Raw genomic sequence first — 16,463 nt, forward strand, 5'->3', positions numbered from 1 at the left:
AGTTGACTGCGCGTCGGCTCAACCGGGCAGCGGCGCGGTCAGCTGGCCCTCGGCGTCGAAGGTGCGGGCCGCGTCGAAGACCCCGGTCAGGTCCGGGTGGCGGCCCAGCAGGCGGTGCGCCAGCGCCAGGCCGTCCGGCTCGACCCGGCGGGTCAGGCCCAGGTGCGGCATCCAACGGCCGGGCAGGTAGAGCGGGTTGGGGTCGGGGGCGTCCGCCAGCAGCCGCCACACCTCGCGGTGCAGGTCGATCAGCGCCGGGACCGGGACCACGCCCCAGGCCAGCACCCGGCGGCGGCTGCGCGCACTGAACGACAGCAGACCCGACAGGCGCACCTCCAACGGCAGTGCTCCGCCCAGGAGTTCGCCGATCTCCGCGAGCCGCTCCGGCGCGATCGCGCCGCACGCCGCCAGGGTCAGGTGCGGGCGGTGCGTCGGGTGCGGGTTGTCCGCGAGCGAGTCCACCCCGCCGTCGGCCAACTCCCGCCACACCGTCCGCACCGCCCGGTCGAACGCCGGATCGCAGGTCAACTCGATGGTCCGCATGCCCCCACCGTAGGACCGGCCCCGCCGCCGCCCGCACCTACCCCGTGTGATGGGCTGGGCGGACCCGGGCCACCGCCCCGCACGGGAGGGCCGGGCCGGGACGGGAGCGGAGTCGGGAGGGGGCGGCGGGAGTGGGGACAAGGGAACCGGGGGAGTGGCGGGCCCGGGCCGGGTGGCTGGCGGGGGCGGTCGCGGTGCTGGCGTCCGGCCTGGTCGTGCCCGGCCTGGCACCGGCCCGGGCGGCCGCGCTGCTCGGCGGGGCGCTGTACACCGCGCTGCTGTACACCCTGCTGATGGCCGCCGCGCCCCGCCTCGGCCCGCGGAGCGCCGGCGCCGCCGCGCTCGCCGCGAGCTGGGCGGTGGAACTCTTCCAGCTCACCGGCCTGCCCGCCGACCTCGGACGCCGCAGCCGCCTCGCCCGACTCGTCCTCGGCACCACCTTCGACGCCTCCGACCTGCTCGGCTACGCCCTCGGCGCGGCCGTCGCGCTCGCCGCCCACCTGGCCGTCCGCCGAGCCGTCCGCCGCTCCGCCCGCCCCCTGCCGGGCCGCCGCACGCCGCGCGACCGGGCCCGTCCGGAGCGGTGAAGAGCCCGGGGGACGGGGCGTCAGAACGGCGGGCGGCCGCAGGGCGGGGCGGGGCAGGGGGCTGAACGGGGCGGTGGGCGGTCCGGCGGGTCGCCGCTCGCGCGGGCAAATGAGTACATTTGGGACATTCGGGAGCAGAACCAGGCTTCGCGCGTCCACGCACAGAAGGCCGAGCCGCCTTCGGAAAGGGTCTCCATGCACCCCGCCCTCAGCCCCGCCGTCCTCGCCGAGCTGCGCCGGCCCCGCTCCTATCCGGCGGTGTCCATCCTGATGCCCACGCACCGCCGCGAGCCGGACAACGGGCAGGACCCGGTCCGGCTGCGCAACCTGCTGGCCGAGGCGAAGGAGAAGGTCCAGGCCGACCCCGACGTCTCGCGCGCCGACCGGATCGACGTCCTGGAGCAGCTCGACCGGGCGCTCGCCGAGGTCGACCTGGTGCACGCCGAGGACGGCCTGGCGATCCTCGTCGCGCCCGGCGAGCACCAGGTCTGGTCACTCGGCCGTACCGCCCCCGCCCGGGTGGTCCTCTCCGACACCTTCCTCACCCGCAACCTGGTCGCCTCGCAGATCGCCGAACGCCCCTACTGGGTGCTCGCGGTCGCCGCCGACCGGGTGGTCCTGTGGGGCGGCGACAAGGAGCGCGTCACCGAGGAGACCTCCCACGGCTTCCCGCTGGTCCGGGTCTACGACAACCCCGACCCCGAGCGCCAGGAGCGGATCGGCGACACCCCCAGCACCTTCCAGGACGAGGAGACCAAGACCTTCCTCCGCCAGGCCGACACGGCGATCGGCAAGGTGCTCGCCGCCGACCCCCGCCCGCTGTACGTGGTCGGCGACGCCCCCGCGCTCGCCCTGCTGGACGCCGTCGGCCCGATCGCCAAGGCCACCACCTCGCAGATCCCGCACGGCGGCCTCGCCCAGGGCAACGCCGAGACCGTCCGCCAGGTGGTCGAGCCCGCCCTGCGCGCGCACGCCGACCAGGAGATCACCGAGGCCCTGGCCCGCCTCGACAAGGCCCGCGGCCGGCAGGCGTTCGCCGCCGGGCTCGACGAGGTCTGGCAGACCGCCGCCGAGGGCCGGATCGCCCTGCTGGTGGTCGAGGAGAACTTCCGCACCACCGTCCGCGACGACGGCGACCACCTGGTCCCGGCCGAGGAGGGCGAGCCCGGCTCCCGCGAGGACATCGTCGACGAGGTCATCGAACGCGTCCTCGACACCGGCGCCACCGTCAGCTTCGTCCCCGACGGCACCCTCTCCGACGCCGGACGGATCGCTGCCGACCTGCGCTACTGAGCCGACGGGCACCGCCGCTGACGGACACCGCCGCTGACGGGCACCGCCGACGGACACCGCCACCGGCGGACGCCACCGGGGCCCGCGCCGGGAGAACTCCCCGGCGCGGGCCCCCGCGCGTGCGCACGCCCGTGTCCCCGGCTCAGTCCCCCGCCGCGCCCATCAGCACCCCCACCACGTACGTCACGCCCATCGCGAGGCCGCCGCCCAGCACGTTGCGCAGCACCGCCCGGCGCGGGTCCGCCCCGCCGAGCCGGGCGCTCGACCAGCCCGTCACCACCAGCGCCGCCAGCACCGCCACCACCGTGACCCACACCCGCGCGGACTGCGGCGGCAGCACGATCGCCAGCAGCGGCAGCAGCGCCCCCACCGTGAACGCCGCGAAGGACGCCCACGCGGCGTGCCACGGGTTGGTCAACTCGTCCGGATCGATGCCCAGTTCGGTCTCCGCGTGAGCGGCCAGCGCATCGTGCGCGGTCAGCTGCGCGGCCACCTGCCGGGCCAGCTCCGAATCGAGGCCCTTCGCCTCGTACATGCCCGCCAGCTCGGCCAGCTCCGCCTCCGGGGTCAGCCGCAGCTCCCGGCGCTCCATCGCCAGGGCCGCCTGCTCGGCGTCCCGCTGGGTGCTCACCGACACGTACTCGCCCGCCGCCATCGAGAGCGAGCCCGCCAGCAGCCCGGCCAGACCGGCCGTCAGCAGCTCGTGGGACGAGGAGTTCGCCCCCGCGACGCCCACCACCAGGCCCGCCGTCGACACCACGCCGTCGTTGGCGCCGAGCACCGCTGCGCGCAGCCAGTTCAGCCGCCCGCCCAGCGCGCCGTGGTGCGCCTCGTCGTGGTCCGGTGGCGGGTCGGGCGGCGTGCCCTGGGCGCGGGAAGCGGTCATGCCGCCAGTGTGCCCGCCGGACGGCGCCGCGCCCCGTAGCCCCGTCCGGCGGGGCGCCGGGAAGCGCGCCGCCGCGGTGGGGCCGCGGGCGGGTGGTTCCGCGCGGCGGGGTGTCAGAGCGTAGTGAGGTCCGGGTCGCCCTGCGGGCTGCCGGTCCACCAGTTGCCCGGGGCGTCCGGGTCGCGGCTGGTCCAGTACTCGATGATCGCGGTCACGAACTCCTCGGCGGACAGCGCGCCGTCGCCGTCGCGGTCCAGGTGCGCGAAGGCGGTGTCGGCGTCGCTGCGCCGCAGCTGCGGGAAGTGGCCGTGCTGGAAGGCGAAGAACTCGTCCGCGTCGACCACGCCGTTGCCGTCCGCGTCCGCCACCGCGAGGAAGGCCCGGCCGAGCGCCCCGAGGACCGCCTCGGCGGCCTCCGGGTCGTCGGCCAGCGAGGCGGTGGAGGCCAGGAAGTCGGCCCGTCCCATCGCCACCGCGCCCGCCGCCAGGTGCGGCAGGTGCAGTTCCCGCCAGATCGCCACGTACGCCCCGACGATCCGCTGCTCCTCGGGCGACCCGGCCGGGTGCCCCAGCGAGCGGGCCACCGACTGGCCCATCAGGACGTGGTCGCGCTCGGTGAGCCGCCCGTCCCCGTCGGCGTCGAGGTGGTCGAACCCGTGGCTGATCTTGGCGATGAGCAGGTCGTCTGACACAGTGACCCTCCGGTGGGCGGCGGTTGACGGAGCGTCAGCATACCGGGTGCCGCCGCCCGGTTCCGACCGGCCGTCAGTGCGCGGCGAGGGCGTCGGCGGACTCGGCCCAGTTGTCGTGCAGGCGGTCCAGGTAGGAGCGGGCCTCGGCGCCCGGGTTGACGCCGCGGGCGAAGGCGAGCATGTTCCCGGCGCCGGTGTTGTAGCCGAGGGCCATCAGCTCGTCGCGGGTGTAGGAGCCGGACCAGTGGGCGGGCAGCTGGGCGCCCAGGTCGTGCAGGTGCCAGGCGGCGGCGCGGACGGCCAGCGCCGGGTCGTCCGGCAGGTCCTCCCACGGGCGGTCGGCGAACGGGCGGTTGCGGCGGGTCTCGTCGTAGGCCGCCCGGTGCATGTTGGCGATGCCGAAGGAGGCGTCCGGCTTCATCTTCTGCCAGGCCCGCTCGACCTCCGGCCCGTGCGGCTTGTACGCCTCGTTGAACAGGACCGCCATCACCAGCTGCGGGTTCACCCCGGCCTCGGCCGCGTACTTCTCGACCTCGGGCGCGAACCGCGGCGGCGCGTAGTCCTCCGGGCCCCGCGCGGTGGGGGAGGCGGACCCGGACGGCGCGGGCGACCCGGACGGCGCGCCGGAGGAGGCCGGGGCGGTGGCGCGGGCGGACGGGGCGGCGTCGGGCGGCGGGGTGTGGTCGCCGCCGCGCTCGTACAGCCAGATCCCCAGCACGGCCAGGGCCACCGCCACCCACGGCCACTTCGCGCCGCGTTCCGCCACCGGAGGACTCCTTCTGTCGTTTTCCGCCGCTCTCCGCCGCCGCTGTCGCCCCCGCGGTCCCGGCCGCCGGGTCCGAGGACGCCCGGTGGCCGTGTCCTGTCGCCGGGTTGTCGCGTTCTGTCGGATGTCGCCCGGTGCCGGGTGGCGACCTGTGGCGAGCTTACGTACCCGGAGCGGATTTGTATGCTTCGCTCGAACCTCTACAGCCGTGTAGAGGAACCGGGGGGCCGCGCCACGCGTCTGTCAGCCCGGAACGGTCGGACGCCGCAGGCGCGGCGCGGCGGAGGACGAGAGGTGTCGATGACGGGGCGAAGGCCGACGGGCACGCGCGGAGACGCACCGCTGTGGCGGGACGAGCCGGGCGAACAGGGCGGGCCGCGCGGACGGACCGGCCAGCGGGAGACGGCCGACCACCCCGTCCCGTCCCAGCGCACCCCGCACCGGGAGCGGCGGCGCACCCCCGGACCGGCCGGCCCGGGGCGCGGGGGCCCGGGGCGCGGGGGCCCGGAGCGCGGCGGACCGGAGCGCGGCGGACCGGCAGCCGGCGCGCCCGCGCCGGACGGGAGCGCCCCGCGCCGTCGTCCTCCGGCCCGCCGGGAGGGCGCCCGCAACGGGGCCGCCGCCGGGTCGAACCGGATGCCCGCCGTCCTGCCCGCCCTCGGCCTGCCGGTGCTCGGCGCGCTCGCCGACGAACTGCTCACCCCCGGCCTGGGCCCGGTCTACGCGGCCTGCGCCGTCCTGGGCGCCGCTCTGGCCGCGCTGGTCAGCAGCCGGGCCGGCTGGTGGTGGGTGGTCAGCGGCGCCCCCGTGGTGACGCTGGCCGTCGCCGGCGGGGTCGACTGCCTGGCGCGCGGCGACAAGTACCGGGGCGCCGGGCTGGGCACCGAGGGCCTGAAACTGGTCAGCGGCCAGTTCCCGTGGATGCTGGCCGCGCTCGCCGCCGCCCTGCTGGCCGTCGGCGTGCGCACGCTCCGCGCCCGGAGGCCCCGCCGTGGCTGAACGACGCGGCCCGCGCCGGCTCGGCCGCCGCCCCGCCCCCGGGCTGATCGCCGGCCGGACCGCCGCCTGCGCCCTCTCGCTGGCCGTCCTGGGCGTCAGCGGCTTCGCCTGGTACACCACCGACCAGCTCAACGGCGTCAGCCGCTCGCACGCCCTCGACCAGGCCAGGAAGAACGCCCCCGAGCACCTCGACGCCTCCGTCAACATCCTGCTGATCGGCCTCGACAGCCGGAAGAACATGGACGGCACCGACCTGCCCAAGGAGTTCGTCCAGGACGAACTGCACGCCGGCTCCAGCGAGATCGGCGGCTACAACACCAACTCGCTGATCGTGCTGCACATCCCGCCCAGCGGGAAGGCCCAGGCGGTGTCCGTCCCGCGCGACGACTGGGTGCAGACGTACAACGCCGACGGGACCGAGGGCAGGATGCACAAGGTCAAGGAGGCCTACGGCTACGCCAAGGACGCCGCCGAGCAGAAGCTGCGCGCCAAGGGGCTCAAGGGCGCCGACCTGGAGCAGCAGAGCCGGGAGGCCGGGCGCTCCGCCACCATCCAGACCGTGCAGAAGCTGCTCGACATCCCGATCGACCACTTCGCCGAGGTCAACCTGATCGGCTTCTACGACATCGCCAAGGCGCTCGAACCGATCCCGGTCTGCCTGAACAAGGCCGTCGACGACCCGATCGTCTCCCGGGTCACCGACAGCAAGGGCAACGTGGTCAGGCCCGGCGGCGGCACCGGGCTGAAACTCCCGGCCGGGGTCAGCCAGGTGAACGCCGCCGACGCGCTGTCCTTCGTCCGGCAGCGGCACAACCTCACCAACGGCGACCTCGACCGCACCCACCGGCAGCAGGCGTTCATCGCCTCCGTCGAGTACAAGCTCAAGCAGCAGGGCGTGATCGGGGACCTCGGCAAGATGCAGGACCTGCTGAACGTGGTCAAGAAGGACGTGGTGATCGACGATCAGTGGCGCCTGCTCGACTTCGTCCAGCAGGCGCCCAACCTGACCGGCGGCAACGTCGAGTTCAACACCCTGCCGATCGACAAGTTCGCCACCGTCGGCGGCCAGGAGGTCAACCAGGTCGACCCGGTGAAGCTCCGGCGGATCGTCAAGCAGCTGTTCGGACAGCCGCTCGACGCCGACCCGGCGCTCACTCCGGCCACCAGCGCCGCCACCGCGCCGGGTCCGAGTCCGAGCCCGAGTCCGAGTCCGAGTTTGGCGCCGACCGGGGCGTCCGCCGCCGAGACCACCGTCGACGTGCTCAACGGGTCCTCGGTGGCCGGGGCGGCGGCCGACGAGTCCAAGGCGCTCGCCGCCCTCGGCTACCGGGCCGGGAAGGTCGGCACCGCCGACAGCCACCCGCGCACCACCACCGTCAGGTACGGCACCGGTGCGCAGGACGCCGGGCAGCGGATCGCCGCCCGCTACGGCGTCACCGCCACCGCCTCCACCGCCCTCGCCCCCGGCCGGGTCCAGGTCGTCCTCGGCGCCGACCGCGCCGCCCCCGACCCCGCCGGAACCACCGGAACCACCGGAACCGGTGCGACCGGTGACAGCACCGACCCCGCCGTCGCCCCCGCCCTCCAGATGCAGGGCCCGCCGGTGAAGGCCGGCGGCGTCCCCTGCGTCGACTGAACCCGCCGCGGGGGACGACGGGAACGCCCCCCGGACCGGGAGGTCCGAGGGGCGTCGGCGGTGGCGGCGGGGCGTCGGCGGTGTGTCGGCGGTGCGCCGTCACCAGGGGGTGGCGGCCTTGACCAGCAGGACCAGCGCCACGGCCGCGTTCAGGGCCGAGACCGCCGAGACCGCGGTGCCCGCGGCGGCCACCATCGCGGCCAGGCCCGCCGGGGAGGCCGGCGCCGGCCAGGACTCGCCCAGCGCGGGGCTCAGCAGCGCGGTGACCCGGCGCGGCACGGGGCCCGGCGCCGCGAAGGCCGCGAAGGACGGGGCCGGGCCCGCGCCCCGGGTGACCAGGGCGGCCCGGGCCACCGCCCGGGCGGTCAGCCGCCGGTCGCCCACCGAACCCGCGGCCTCCTCGTCCGCCCAGCGCTCCGTCGCGTACCCGACCGCCTTCTGCAACGGGCGCAGGAACGGGTTCACGCAGCTCGCCAACTGCGCCGCCAGCAGGTAGTGGTGGTGCCGGTTCGCCAGGTGCGAGCGCTCGTGCGCCAGCAGCGCCCGCTGCTCGTCCGCGTCCAGGCTGTCCATCATCGCCGTCGACACCACCACCCGGCCCGGCGCGCCCGGCACCGCGTACGCGTACGGCTCGTCGTCGGGCAGCACCACCAGGTCGGAGTCCGGCGGCATCGGGGCCAGCACCCGCTGCGCCCGGGCCCGGATGCGCAGGTGGCGGCGGAGCGAGCGGGAGCACGCCGTCAGCACCGTCACCAAGCCCGCCACCGCCGCCGTGCCCACCGCCTCGTGGAACGGCACCGCCGTGCGGATCTCCGGGTCCGACCAGCTGTCCGGCAGCGGGTTGCCCGGGATCTGCGCGGTGCCCACCACGAACAGCAGGCCCAGCGCCAGGGTGCTGCACACCGCCATCGTCACGCCGATCCAGGACAGCAGCCGCACCGCGTGGCGCGGGTGCAGGTGGTGCTCGGCCAGCCGGGCGATCGGCAGCGAGGTCAGCGGCAGCACCAGCGGGAGGAAGACGAAGGAGCCCATCGCTCAGCGCCCGTCGTCCCGGCCCCCGGCACCCGGGGAGGGCTCCGCCGCGTTCAGCAGCGACCGCAGCAGCTGCTCGTCCTCGGGCGTCAGCGCCGTCACGAACGAGGCCAGCACCGCGTCCCGGTCCGGTTCGGTGTCCAGCATCCGGCGCATCCGGCGGGCCGTCAGCCCCGCCGCGTCCGCCACCGCCGACCACACGTACGCCCGGCCCGCCCGGCTGCGCACCACCGCCTGCTTGGCCAGCAGCCGCGACAGGATGGTCATCACGGTGGTGTACGCCAGCTCGCCGCCCAGCTGCTCCTGCACCCAGGACGCCGTCACCGGCCCCGGCGCCCGGTGCAGCACCGACAGCACCTCGGTCGCCAGCTCGCCCTGCCCGCGACGGCGCGGACGCCCGCTCTCGTCGCCCCCGCCCTGTTCCGGGTCGACGCCCGCCAACTCCATGGGGAGACTCCCTCCGGCACGGCCGCCCGCGCCCGACTCGGACAGTTCGTCCTCCCATCCTAGGGGCGGGCCCGGCCGCGCCGGGCGTCGGGTAAAGAGTTCGTCAAGCGCCCGGCGGACGCCCGACGGACGCCCGGCCGACGTGCGGCGATACCGGGTGCCACCGGGGCGCGGGCATGCGCGGGCCGTCGGCGGGCAGGCCGTAAGGTGGGGAACGGTGGGTGCCCCGTCGGCGGAACCGGCAGGTGACGCGGCGTCGGCACCGCCGCACGGCTGAGCACTGACGGAAGGACGGCCCGCGCCATGGCAGTTGACATCCGGGTGGAGCCCCTGGGCGACCGCGAGTACCTGGTCCGGGTCGAGGACGGCCCGGTCGAGGCCGCCACGCGGGTCCGGGTCACCGACGCGGTGCTGGAGCGGCCGGGCCTCGCCGACGGCGACGAGCGGCGGATCGTGCACGAGACGGTGGCGTTCCTGATCGAGCGTCAGCCCGTCATCGACATCCCCCCGATGATCGACCTGGACGACCTGGCCGACGCGTACGGGGACGCCTACCTGGAGGAGCTGGCCCGCCGGCTCGCCCGGGCGTAGCGGGTCCGTTCGGGGGCGGAACGACCGGGGTGTCACCGAACGCGCCCGGCGTCGTTGTCCTGGCGTGCACGTTCGAGAGGCGCTGCGGCGCGCAGCGGGTCGCTGCTCAGTAAGTGAAGAATCGTTTCTCCGCAGCCCCCGGCGGCTCCGCGGTGCTCGGTGGTTCCGCGGTTCTCGGTGGTTCCGTGGTTCTCGGCGACTCTCCGGTTCTCGGCGGCTCTGCGGTTCTCGGCGGTTCCGGACCCGGGGCGGTGGGGCCCGGTGAACCCCGGCGAGGCGCACGGGGACCCGCAGGTCCCGCCGCAGCGCGACAGCGCCGTCCGGGTCGTCCGGCACCTCGTCCTGGAGGTGGTCGTCGCGCCCGAACTCCACGTCCCGGTCGTCGCCCGGCTGCGCTACGGCGCCGACGAGCCCTACACCGTCCACCTGGACAGCCACGTCGACCTGCCCGACCCCGTCACCTGGTTGCTCTCCCGCGACGTCCTGCTGGCCGGCCTGACCCGCCCCGCCGGCCTCGGCGACATGTCCGTCGCGCCCGGCCACGGCCCCGACCGCGGACACCTCCTGCTCACCCTGCACGGCGAGGAGGTCGACGCCCTGCTCCGCCTGCCCGCCCGGACCCTGCGCGACTTCCTGCGGCGCACCGAGTGCGTCGTCCCGGTCGGCTGCGAACAGGAGCACGTCGACCTCGACGGGCTGGTCGAGCGGCTGCTGGGGGAGGACGACGACGGGGACGGCGGGTGAGCCGCTGTGCCGACCTGGGCGGGTGGCGCGGGGTGTTCCGTTCGCCGAGAGGCTCCGCCGGGTCCACTCCGTCCGGATTGCGGGATTTGCGCGGTTCCGGGGGCCTCCCGCACCCTCTAGGCATGACCTCACCCGTGTACCGGGGCCCCGCCCTGCTACTGGCCGACGGACTGGAGATCCCGGTCCAGGCCGAACTGACCGGCAACGTCCCGGACGTGGGCCTGCCCGGCTGGACCGGCATGCTGGAGAGCGGGGACACCCGGTTCAGCGCCGGGACCGTCCGCTCCGGCCGGCTGCGGCTGCCCGGCGGCTGGGAGGGCGGCTTCGCGGTGATGCGCCGGATGCTCGGGGTCTCCACGGTCTGGGTGCGCGGCAACGACGTCGAGGCGTCCCCCGCGGACTGGCCGCGTCCGGCGCGCGGCCGTCCGGCGTCCTGACCCGTCCGGCGTCCTGACCCGTCCGGCCCGTCCGGCCCAGGTGGGGCGGGTGGGGCGGGCGGGACGCGGGGTCGGCGGGTCGGCCGGTCAGCCGGTCGCGGGGCGGTCGTCCAGGTGCGCCGCGAACTCCGCCGCGCGGACCTCGGCCATCCGCTCGTGCCGGGCGACGCGGTCGGTCCAGGAGGCGTCGACCCCGAAGGCCGTGGCCGCGAAGCCGAGCCGTCCGAGCACCTGCGGCACCTCGGGGTCGCCCGGGGCCAGCAGCCGCACCGGGTCGCCGACGGCCATGGTGTACGGCGGGACGAAGTACTCCTCGGGCAGCACCGTGCGGGCGTGCACCAGGGCCGCGACCGCGACCACCGAGCCGGTGCCCACCACGGCCCCCTGGAGCACGTGCACCGAACTCGCCAGGTAGCAGGCCCGCCGCACGGTGCAGCCCAGCAGGGTGGCGTGCGGGCCGACGAAGACGTGGTCGCCGAGCAGGACCGGCCGGTCGGCGGCGACGGCGGAGGCGCGCAGCACCGCGTTCTCGCACACCACCGCCGCCTCGCCGACCTCGATCCGGGAGCCCTCCGCGTCCAGCACCGCCCCGTACATCACCCGGGCGCGCGGGCCGATCCGGACGTCGCCGACCAGGGTGGCCGTCGGCGCGACGTAGGCGGTGGGGTGGACCTGCGGGACGGCGCCGCGGTGCTCGATCCGGATGCCCGGGGGGTTCGTGGTCATGGCCGTGATCATCGCGCACCGCGGGCCCGCCCTGCCGACGGGAATCGGACCCGGCGCGCGCCACCGCCCGCGGCGCGCCCCGACACCCGCCCGGCGCGTGTTCCCCGCTGCCCGCGCCCCCCGGCGGCGACCTGCGCCCCCTGGGCCGGAGGCGGACGCAGGTGCCGGGCGGCGGTCAGGCGTACGGACAAAGCTTGGGGGTGGTCCGGTGGCGAACCGCTGTCGCGGACGGGATCGGCGCGCTACGGTCTGTGGTCTGGAGGTGACCGATGGCTGAGCAGCAGACCTGCCCCGGCTGCGGCGGGGCGCGCGGAACGGAGAAGACGGAGCACTCGGTGGAGACCGACCCGCGCGGGGGACAGCGACCGGTGCAGCGCAGGTACTGGTCGCCGTGCTCGGTGTGCGGCGGCTCGGGGGTGGTGCAGCGATGAGGCTGCTCTTCGTCTGTCAGGACTGCGGCTGCCACTACCTGGTGCCGCTCGGCCTGGACTACCCCGACGGCGGCCGGGCCAGCTCCGTCTGGTGCTCGGCCTGCCAGCGCGCCGCCGCCGCCCGGGGCACCGTCGAACCCGCCGAACTCGCCGCCGTCGCCGTCCTGTTGGCCGTCCGCGCGCTCAAGGCCGCGCTCGCCGCCCGTCCCGCCCCGGCCGCCGACGGACGGCCCGCCAAGCCGGACCGCCGCCCCACCCGACCCGCCGTCAGCTCCCGCGGCCGCACCCGCCCGGCCGCCACCCGGACCAGACTGGCCTGAGGTCCCGTCACCTCCTCGACAGCGGCTCACCCTGCCTCTGAGGCAAAGTTCCTGGCGCGGTGTCAGTCGTCGCGGGCACCGTCCGTCCGGTCCCGGCCGCCGTTCCTGCCGCCGTCGTTGCCGCTGCCGCTGCCGCGCACCGTGCGCGGGCCCAGCGGCTCCGCGCCCAGTGCGGCGACCCGTCCGCGCAGCTCGCGGTCGGCCGTCACCACCAGCAGGCGGCGGCCCGGCGCGGCGGCGGACTCGGCGGCGACCAGCTCCACGATCCGGTCGTCCCCGCTGCCCGGGGCCGACACCACCCGCACCTCCGGCACCCCGTCGACGCCGCGCGCCGCGCCCTCCACCACCAGGACCACCGCCAACGGGCCCGGCACGCCCGGCACCCCGGCCGCCGCCACCGGCACCAGCGCGTCGCGCAGCCGCTCGGCCGCGCCCCGCCGGTCCCGCCACCACCCGTCCGGCACGGAGCCGACGACGTTCGCGCCGTCCACCACCAGCAGCGGCGGCGGCACGGGCGGGTGCGGGACGCGGGATGTTCCGGCGGGCTGCTCCATGGACACCAAGCCTGCCACGTCCGGACGGGACGGATGGCGGGGTGTTGGTACGGACCAATCCCTACCGGACGGTATTGTCTCGGAGGCAAAACCCGCACCCGCAGTCGTTCCCGATCGGACCCTTCATGCACCACGGCACCACGGCCCACCTCGACGGTTTCCAGTACGGGTGGGTGAACCCGGTCGTGGCCTACCTGATCGCCTGCGTCGGAGCCGCGATCGGACTGCGCTGCACCGCACGGGCCATGACGCTGCGCCCGAACCGGCGCTTCGGCTGGCTGGCGCTGGCCGCCGGGGCCTTCGGGTGCGGCATCTGGTCCATGCACTTCATCGCGATGCTCGGCTTCATGGTCGACTCCTCCACCCTGGTCTACGACATCCCGCTCACCGTGCTCAGCCTGCTGGTGGCGGTCGTCGTGGTCGGCCTGGGCATCGGCTTCGTCGGCTACCGCGGCAAGGGCACCGGCACCCTGCTGGCCGGCGGCGTCCTGACCGGCGGCGGCGTCGCGGGCATGCACTACCTCGGCATGGCCGCGATGCAGGTCGAGGGCGAGGTCTCCTACGCCGTCCCGCTGGTGGCCGCCTCGGTGGCCATCGCCGTCGCCGCGGCCACCGCGGCGCTGTGGATGACACTGAACGTCAAGGGCCTGCCCTCGGCGCTCGGCGCCGCCCTGATCGCCGGCGTCGCGGTGGTCGCCATGCACTACACCGCGATGGCCGCCGTCACCGTCACCCTCGACGGCCGCCCGATCGGCGACGGCACGCCCGCCTCGCAGTTCGTCCTCCCGCTGGCCGTCGGCATCATGGTCGTCCTCGCCGTCGCGGGCATCGCGATCGCGCTCTCCCCGCAGGACCCGGAGGACGGCCGGACCCCGGCCGTCGAACCGATCCGGGTCGACCTGTTCGGACAGGAGCGCCACTGACGGCCGCACCCGACACGGCGCGGGGCCCCGGACGCGGACGGCGACACGCCCGCACCGGGGCCCCGCGCCGTACGGCGGAGCCCCCGACGGGTGGTCAGCCGCCGTGCCGGGCGTGCTGGGCGTGCCGATCGTGCCGCTCGGAAGGGATCAGGTCGCGGGTGCGCGAAGGCCATCGACCAACGGGTGTGCCGTCGGCACGGCCGGGTGCACCCGGCCGTGCCGGGCCCGGGGCGCGGTGACGGTCCCGGACGCCTGCCGCCGCGAGGGGCTCGCGGTGACGACCGAGGTGCAGCAGGCGGTAACGCGGCCTTCCAGGACCTGACGGATCTGACGGATCTGACGGCCCCGACCGCTCGGCGCCGCTACCGGACGCCCGCTACCGGACGCCCGCCACCGGGCGGGTGGCGGAGGCGGCGGTCGCGGCCACGGTCAGGGGGTCGAGGGCCGGGCGGCCGAGGAGGTCGGTCAGGGTGGGGTCGGTGCCGTCCAGGAAGCCGTGCCGGACGCCGGTGGCGATCGAGACGAGCATCGGGGGCTGGAAGGGCAGCAGCCCCGGCGTCTCCTCCAGCAGCCTGCGCCGGTACTCGCCCAGGCCGATGGTGCGGTGCGGCACCCCGAGCCGGTCGGCGACCCGACCCGCCGTGACCGGCGTGCCGACCAGGTCGTGGACGCGTCCGCGGTGCGCCGCCGGGTCCGCCGCGACCAGTGCCGCGACCTCGGCGAGGTCCGCCCGCGCGACCGCGGCCAGTGCGCCGTCCCCGAACGCGGACTCCACGCCGTCCCCGGACCAGCGCAGCAGGCCGCCGAAGAGTTCGGCGTACAGGCCGTTGCGCAGGATCGTCCACGCCAGCCCGCTCTCCCGGACGAGGCGCTCGGTGGCGCGGTGCGCGAGCGCGAAGCCGAGGTGGTCGCCGGCCGTGGTCAGGCTGGTGTAGACGACGTGGCGGACGCCGTCGCGGACGGCCGCGCCCAGGACCGCCGCGTGCCGGGCGACCACCCGGTCGTCCTCGGCGTAGCCGGCGGAGACCAGCACCAGGGTCGACACCCCGGTGAGGTCCAGGCCCGCGGGGTCGTCGAAGTCGAGCCGCCGGGCCCCCGGGCCCGGTGAGCGGCTGCCGCCCGTCGCGGCGACGCCGCGGGCGCGCAGCGCCGCCAGGGTGGCCGCGCCGAGGTTCCCGTTCGCTCCCGTCACCAGGATCATGTCCGTCCCAGCCTTCCGTCGTGGTTCTCTTCGGTAACTACGCTTGATCCTCGGCCGCACCGCCGACCCGCCACAAGGAGGCAGTCCCGTGTCACTCACGCACACCGGGGTAACCACCCCCGCCGACCTCGACCCCTGCGGACGCCACGACCACCCCGACTGCGGCATCCGCGACGTGCTGGACCGGATCGGCGACAAGTGGTCGGTGCTGGTGATCGTCGAACTGGCGGGCGGGCCGCGGAGGTTCCGCGAACTGCAGCGCGCCGTCGAGGGCATCTCCCAGCGCATGCTCACCCTCACCGTGCGCCGGCTCGAACGCGACGGCCTCGTGCGGCGCACCGTCTACCCGACCGTTCCGGCCCAGGTCGACTACCGCCTGACCGACACCGGGGCCGGGCTGACCCACCTGGTCAAGGCGCTCGCCGACTGGTCGCTCGACCACCGCGCCGCCATCGCCGAGGCCCGCCACGCGTACGACCTGGCCCACCCGGACCACGACATCCGCTGAGGCGGCCGGTGCCGGGGGGATGGCCGGATCCGACAGAACGGTGTCATTGCGGACACCGGGCCGGGCGGTCGAGGATGGGGGCATGCCCAGCAACCGCCGCGTCGTGATCGCGGTCTTCCCCGACGTCGACCTGCTCGACGTCACCGGCCCGGCCGAGGTGTTCGCACTGGCCGAGCGGGAGAGCGGCGGCCGGGCCGGCTACCGGGTGGAACTGGCCGGTCCGGAGCAGGGGCTGGTGCGCACCTCGGCCGGCGTCCGGCTGGCCGTCGACCTGACGTTCGACCAGGTCGACGGCCGGCTGGACACCCTGCTGGTGCCCGGCGCGGTCCGACCGGGCCCCGACGGGCCCCGGGCCCGGATCGACCCCGAGGTGGTCGCCTGGGTGCGCCGGACCGCCCCGTCCGCCCGGCGGGTCGCCTCGGTCTGCGTCGGCGCGCACCTGCTCGCCGCCGCCGGGCTGCTGGACGGGCGGCGCGCCACCACGCACTGGTCGACGGCGGCCCAACTCGCCGCCGACCACCCGGAGGTGACGGTCGACCCGGACCCGATCTTCGTCCGCTCCGGAGCGATCTGGACCGGCGCCGGGATCAGCGCCTGCATGGACCTCGCGCTGGCCCTCGTCGCCGAGGACCACGGCGAGGAGCTCGCCATGGCCGTCGCCCGGCAGTTGGTGATGTACCTCAAGCGGCAGGGCGGACAGAGCCAGTTCTCCGTCCCGCTCAGCAGCCCGCCCACCTCCCGCCGGGACATCGACGAACTGCGCCTGCACATCGCCGACCACCCGGACGGCGACCTCTCCGCCCGGGCGCTGGCCGCCCGGATGTGCCTGAGCGAGCGCCACTTCGCCCGGGTCTTCCGGCAGGAGACCGGGACGACACCGGCGGCGTACGTCGAGGCCGCGCGACTGGAGGCCGCCCGGCGGCTGCTGGAGAGCACCGACCAGCCGCTCGAACAGGTCGCCGCCGCGAGCGGCCTCGGCTCCGTCGAGACCCTGCACCGCACGGTCCGCCGCCGCCTGGGCACCACGCCGGCCGCCTACCGCAGGCGCTTCCGGGTGGAACCCGGCGCGACCCGGGGCGTGGACGGGGCCTGAGCCCCCTCTTCCCGACCGAAGAATCCGACCGAAGAATCCGACCGCGGGTCCGAC

Annotated in this window: 21 protein-coding genes; 12 read left to right on the forward strand and 9 right to left on the reverse strand. The window is 76.0% G+C overall.

Annotation, left to right across the window (positions count from 1 at the left end):
- Window positions 1-18: 18 nt before the first annotated feature.
- Window positions 19-543: a 2'-5' RNA ligase family protein gene (locus tag ACIP60_RS07895; protein ID WP_400681218.1), complete on the reverse strand. Its 525-nt coding sequence runs from the start codon at window positions 541-543 to the stop codon at window positions 19-21.
- A gap of 131 nt (window positions 544-674) precedes the next feature.
- On the opposite strand from ACIP60_RS07895, the gene ACIP60_RS07900 reads away from it, so the two are divergent.
- Window positions 675-1,130, forward strand: coding sequence for a DUF2809 domain-containing protein (locus ACIP60_RS07900; RefSeq protein WP_400681220.1), 456 nt, complete (start codon window positions 675-677; stop codon window positions 1,128-1,130).
- A 195-nt stretch (window positions 1,131-1,325) separates the two neighbouring features.
- Window positions 1,326-2,423, forward strand: coding sequence for a chemotaxis protein (locus ACIP60_RS07905; protein ID WP_400681222.1), 1,098 nt, complete (start codon window positions 1,326-1,328; stop codon window positions 2,421-2,423).
- A gap of 142 nt (window positions 2,424-2,565) precedes the next feature.
- Here ACIP60_RS07905 and ACIP60_RS07910 read toward each other — a convergent pair whose 3' ends face one another.
- The 3 genes from ACIP60_RS07910 to ACIP60_RS07920 all read right to left on the reverse strand — a co-directional run bounded on the left by ACIP60_RS07910 (window position 2,566) and on the right by ACIP60_RS07920 (window position 4,767).
- Window positions 2,566-3,309, reverse strand: a complete 744-nt coding sequence (locus tag ACIP60_RS07910; protein ID WP_400681224.1) for a VIT family protein — start codon at window positions 3,307-3,309, stop codon at window positions 2,566-2,568.
- Between the two features lie 113 nt (window positions 3,310-3,422).
- Window positions 3,423-4,001: an EF-hand domain-containing protein gene (locus tag ACIP60_RS07915; RefSeq protein WP_400681226.1), complete on the reverse strand. Its 579-nt coding sequence runs from the start codon at window positions 3,999-4,001 to the stop codon at window positions 3,423-3,425.
- Window positions 4,002-4,074: 73 nt separating this feature from the next.
- Window positions 4,075-4,767, reverse strand: a complete 693-nt coding sequence (locus ACIP60_RS07920; protein ID WP_400681228.1) for a lytic transglycosylase domain-containing protein — start codon at window positions 4,765-4,767, stop codon at window positions 4,075-4,077.
- 636 nt (window positions 4,768-5,403) lie between these two features.
- On the opposite strand from ACIP60_RS07920, the gene ACIP60_RS07925 reads away from it, so the two are divergent.
- Window positions 5,404-5,766 carry a DUF6542 domain-containing protein gene (locus ACIP60_RS07925; RefSeq protein WP_400681231.1) on the forward strand — a complete coding sequence of 121 codons (363 nt, stop codon included), beginning with the start codon at window positions 5,404-5,406 and terminating at the stop codon, window positions 5,764-5,766.
- A complete protein-coding gene (locus ACIP60_RS07930) occupies window positions 5,759-7,402 on the forward strand; it encodes an LCP family protein (protein WP_400681233.1) in 1,644 nt (547 codons plus the stop codon). The genes ACIP60_RS07925 and ACIP60_RS07930 overlap by 8 nt, the downstream gene beginning before the upstream one ends.
- 99 nt (window positions 7,403-7,501) lie before the next feature.
- Here the strand turns inward: ACIP60_RS07930 and ACIP60_RS07935 are convergent, their stop codons facing one another.
- Both ACIP60_RS07935 and ACIP60_RS07940 read right to left on the reverse strand, forming a co-directional pair.
- On the reverse strand, window positions 7,502-8,434 hold the full coding sequence (locus ACIP60_RS07935; RefSeq protein ID WP_400681234.1) for a M56 family metallopeptidase: 933 nt from the start codon (window positions 8,432-8,434) through the stop codon (window positions 7,502-7,504).
- 3 nt (window positions 8,435-8,437) lie between these two features.
- On the reverse strand, window positions 8,438-8,881 hold the full coding sequence (locus ACIP60_RS07940; protein WP_400681236.1) for a BlaI/MecI/CopY family transcriptional regulator: 444 nt from the start codon (window positions 8,879-8,881) through the stop codon (window positions 8,438-8,440).
- 303 nt (window positions 8,882-9,184) lie between these two features.
- On the opposite strand from ACIP60_RS07940, the gene ACIP60_RS07945 reads away from it, so the two are divergent.
- The 3 genes from ACIP60_RS07945 (at window position 9,185) to ACIP60_RS07955 (ending at window position 10,653) form a co-directional block, all read left to right on the forward strand.
- A complete protein-coding gene (locus ACIP60_RS07945; protein ID WP_400681237.1) occupies window positions 9,185-9,472 on the forward strand; it encodes a hypothetical protein in 288 nt (95 codons plus the stop codon).
- Between the two features lie 261 nt (window positions 9,473-9,733).
- Complete coding sequence (locus tag ACIP60_RS07950) at window positions 9,734-10,216, forward strand: SsgA family sporulation/cell division regulator (protein WP_400681239.1); 483 nt, start codon at window positions 9,734-9,736, stop codon at window positions 10,214-10,216.
- A 122-nt stretch (window positions 10,217-10,338) separates the two neighbouring features.
- Window positions 10,339-10,653 (forward strand): hypothetical protein, encoded by a 315-nt coding sequence (locus ACIP60_RS07955; RefSeq protein WP_400681241.1) that lies wholly within the window; start codon window positions 10,339-10,341, stop codon window positions 10,651-10,653.
- A gap of 87 nt (window positions 10,654-10,740) precedes the next feature.
- Here the strand turns inward: ACIP60_RS07955 and ACIP60_RS07960 are convergent, their stop codons facing one another.
- Window positions 10,741-11,379 (reverse strand): gamma carbonic anhydrase family protein, encoded by a 639-nt coding sequence (locus ACIP60_RS07960; protein ID WP_400681244.1) that lies wholly within the window; start codon window positions 11,377-11,379, stop codon window positions 10,741-10,743.
- Window positions 11,380-11,648: 269 nt separating this feature from the next.
- On the opposite strand from ACIP60_RS07960, the gene ACIP60_RS07965 reads away from it, so the two are divergent.
- Complete coding sequence (locus ACIP60_RS07965) at window positions 11,649-11,810, forward strand: hypothetical protein (RefSeq protein WP_159072917.1); 162 nt, start codon at window positions 11,649-11,651, stop codon at window positions 11,808-11,810.
- Window positions 11,807-12,130 (forward strand): hypothetical protein, encoded by a 324-nt coding sequence (locus tag ACIP60_RS07970; RefSeq protein ID WP_400681246.1) that lies wholly within the window; start codon window positions 11,807-11,809, stop codon window positions 12,128-12,130. Before ACIP60_RS07965 ends, ACIP60_RS07970 begins: the two co-directional genes overlap by 4 nt.
- 62 nt (window positions 12,131-12,192) lie before the next feature.
- Here ACIP60_RS07970 and ACIP60_RS07975 read toward each other — a convergent pair whose 3' ends face one another.
- Entirely contained in the window at window positions 12,193-12,684 is a 492-nt protein-coding gene (locus ACIP60_RS07975) for an NTP pyrophosphohydrolase (protein ID WP_400681248.1), read from the reverse strand.
- Between the two features lie 125 nt (window positions 12,685-12,809).
- On the opposite strand from ACIP60_RS07975, the gene ACIP60_RS07980 reads away from it, so the two are divergent.
- Complete coding sequence (locus tag ACIP60_RS07980) at window positions 12,810-13,607, forward strand: MHYT domain-containing protein (RefSeq protein WP_400681251.1); 798 nt, start codon at window positions 12,810-12,812, stop codon at window positions 13,605-13,607.
- A gap of 376 nt (window positions 13,608-13,983) precedes the next feature.
- Here ACIP60_RS07980 and ACIP60_RS07985 read toward each other — a convergent pair whose 3' ends face one another.
- The gene (locus ACIP60_RS07985; protein WP_400681254.1) at window positions 13,984-14,808 is read right to left on the reverse strand and encodes an NAD(P)H-binding protein; all 825 of its coding nucleotides are present in this window, start codon (window positions 14,806-14,808) and stop codon (window positions 13,984-13,986) included.
- Between the two features lie 88 nt (window positions 14,809-14,896).
- Between ACIP60_RS07985 and ACIP60_RS07990 the strand changes: the two genes are divergently transcribed.
- Together ACIP60_RS07990 and ACIP60_RS07995 are read left to right on the forward strand one after the other, a co-directional pair.
- Window positions 14,897-15,316: a winged helix-turn-helix transcriptional regulator gene (locus tag ACIP60_RS07990; protein WP_400681257.1), complete on the forward strand. Its 420-nt coding sequence runs from the start codon at window positions 14,897-14,899 to the stop codon at window positions 15,314-15,316.
- Window positions 15,317-15,398: 82 nt separating this feature from the next.
- On the forward strand, window positions 15,399-16,409 hold the full coding sequence (locus ACIP60_RS07995; protein WP_400681259.1) for a GlxA family transcriptional regulator: 1,011 nt from the start codon (window positions 15,399-15,401) through the stop codon (window positions 16,407-16,409).
- Window positions 16,410-16,463 lie beyond the last annotated feature (54 nt).

The organism is Kitasatospora sp. NPDC088783 (genome assembly GCF_044750705.1).
GTDB lineage: Bacteria > Actinomycetota > Actinomycetes > Streptomycetales > Streptomycetaceae > Kitasatospora > Kitasatospora fiedleri.

Coding starts and splice junctions, on each gene's coding strand:
- ACIP60_RS07895 (WP_400681218.1), bottom strand. CDS start 543: ATGCGGACCATCGAGTTGACCTGCGATCCGGCGTTCGACCGGGCGGTG.
- ACIP60_RS07905 (WP_400681222.1), top strand. CDS start 1,326: ATGCACCCCGCCCTCAGCCCCGCCGTCCTCGCCGAGCTGCGCCGGCCC.
- ACIP60_RS07910 (WP_400681224.1), bottom strand. CDS start 3,309: ATGACCGCTTCCCGCGCCCAGGGCACGCCGCCCGACCCGCCACCGGAC.
- ACIP60_RS07925 (WP_400681231.1), top strand. CDS start 5,404: ATGCCCGCCGTCCTGCCCGCCCTCGGCCTGCCGGTGCTCGGCGCGCTC.
- ACIP60_RS07935 (WP_400681234.1), bottom strand. CDS start 8,434: ATGGGCTCCTTCGTCTTCCTCCCGCTGGTGCTGCCGCTGACCTCGCTG.
- ACIP60_RS07940 (WP_400681236.1), bottom strand. CDS start 8,881: ATGGAGTTGGCGGGCGTCGACCCGGAACAGGGCGGGGGCGACGAGAGC.
- ACIP60_RS07945 (WP_400681237.1), top strand. CDS start 9,185: ATGGCAGTTGACATCCGGGTGGAGCCCCTGGGCGACCGCGAGTACCTG.
- ACIP60_RS07955 (WP_400681241.1), top strand. CDS start 10,339: ATGACCTCACCCGTGTACCGGGGCCCCGCCCTGCTACTGGCCGACGGA.
- ACIP60_RS07960 (WP_400681244.1), bottom strand. CDS start 11,379: ATGACCACGAACCCCCCGGGCATCCGGATCGAGCACCGCGGCGCCGTC.
- ACIP60_RS07965 (WP_159072917.1), top strand. CDS start 11,649: ATGGCTGAGCAGCAGACCTGCCCCGGCTGCGGCGGGGCGCGCGGAACG.
- ACIP60_RS07970 (WP_400681246.1), top strand. CDS start 11,807: ATGAGGCTGCTCTTCGTCTGTCAGGACTGCGGCTGCCACTACCTGGTG.
- ACIP60_RS07975 (WP_400681248.1), bottom strand. CDS start 12,684: ATGGAGCAGCCCGCCGGAACATCCCGCGTCCCGCACCCGCCCGTGCCG.
- ACIP60_RS07980 (WP_400681251.1), top strand. CDS start 12,810: ATGCACCACGGCACCACGGCCCACCTCGACGGTTTCCAGTACGGGTGG.
- ACIP60_RS07985 (WP_400681254.1), bottom strand. CDS start 14,808: ATGATCCTGGTGACGGGAGCGAACGGGAACCTCGGCGCGGCCACCCTG.
- ACIP60_RS07995 (WP_400681259.1), top strand. CDS start 15,399: ATGCCCAGCAACCGCCGCGTCGTGATCGCGGTCTTCCCCGACGTCGAC.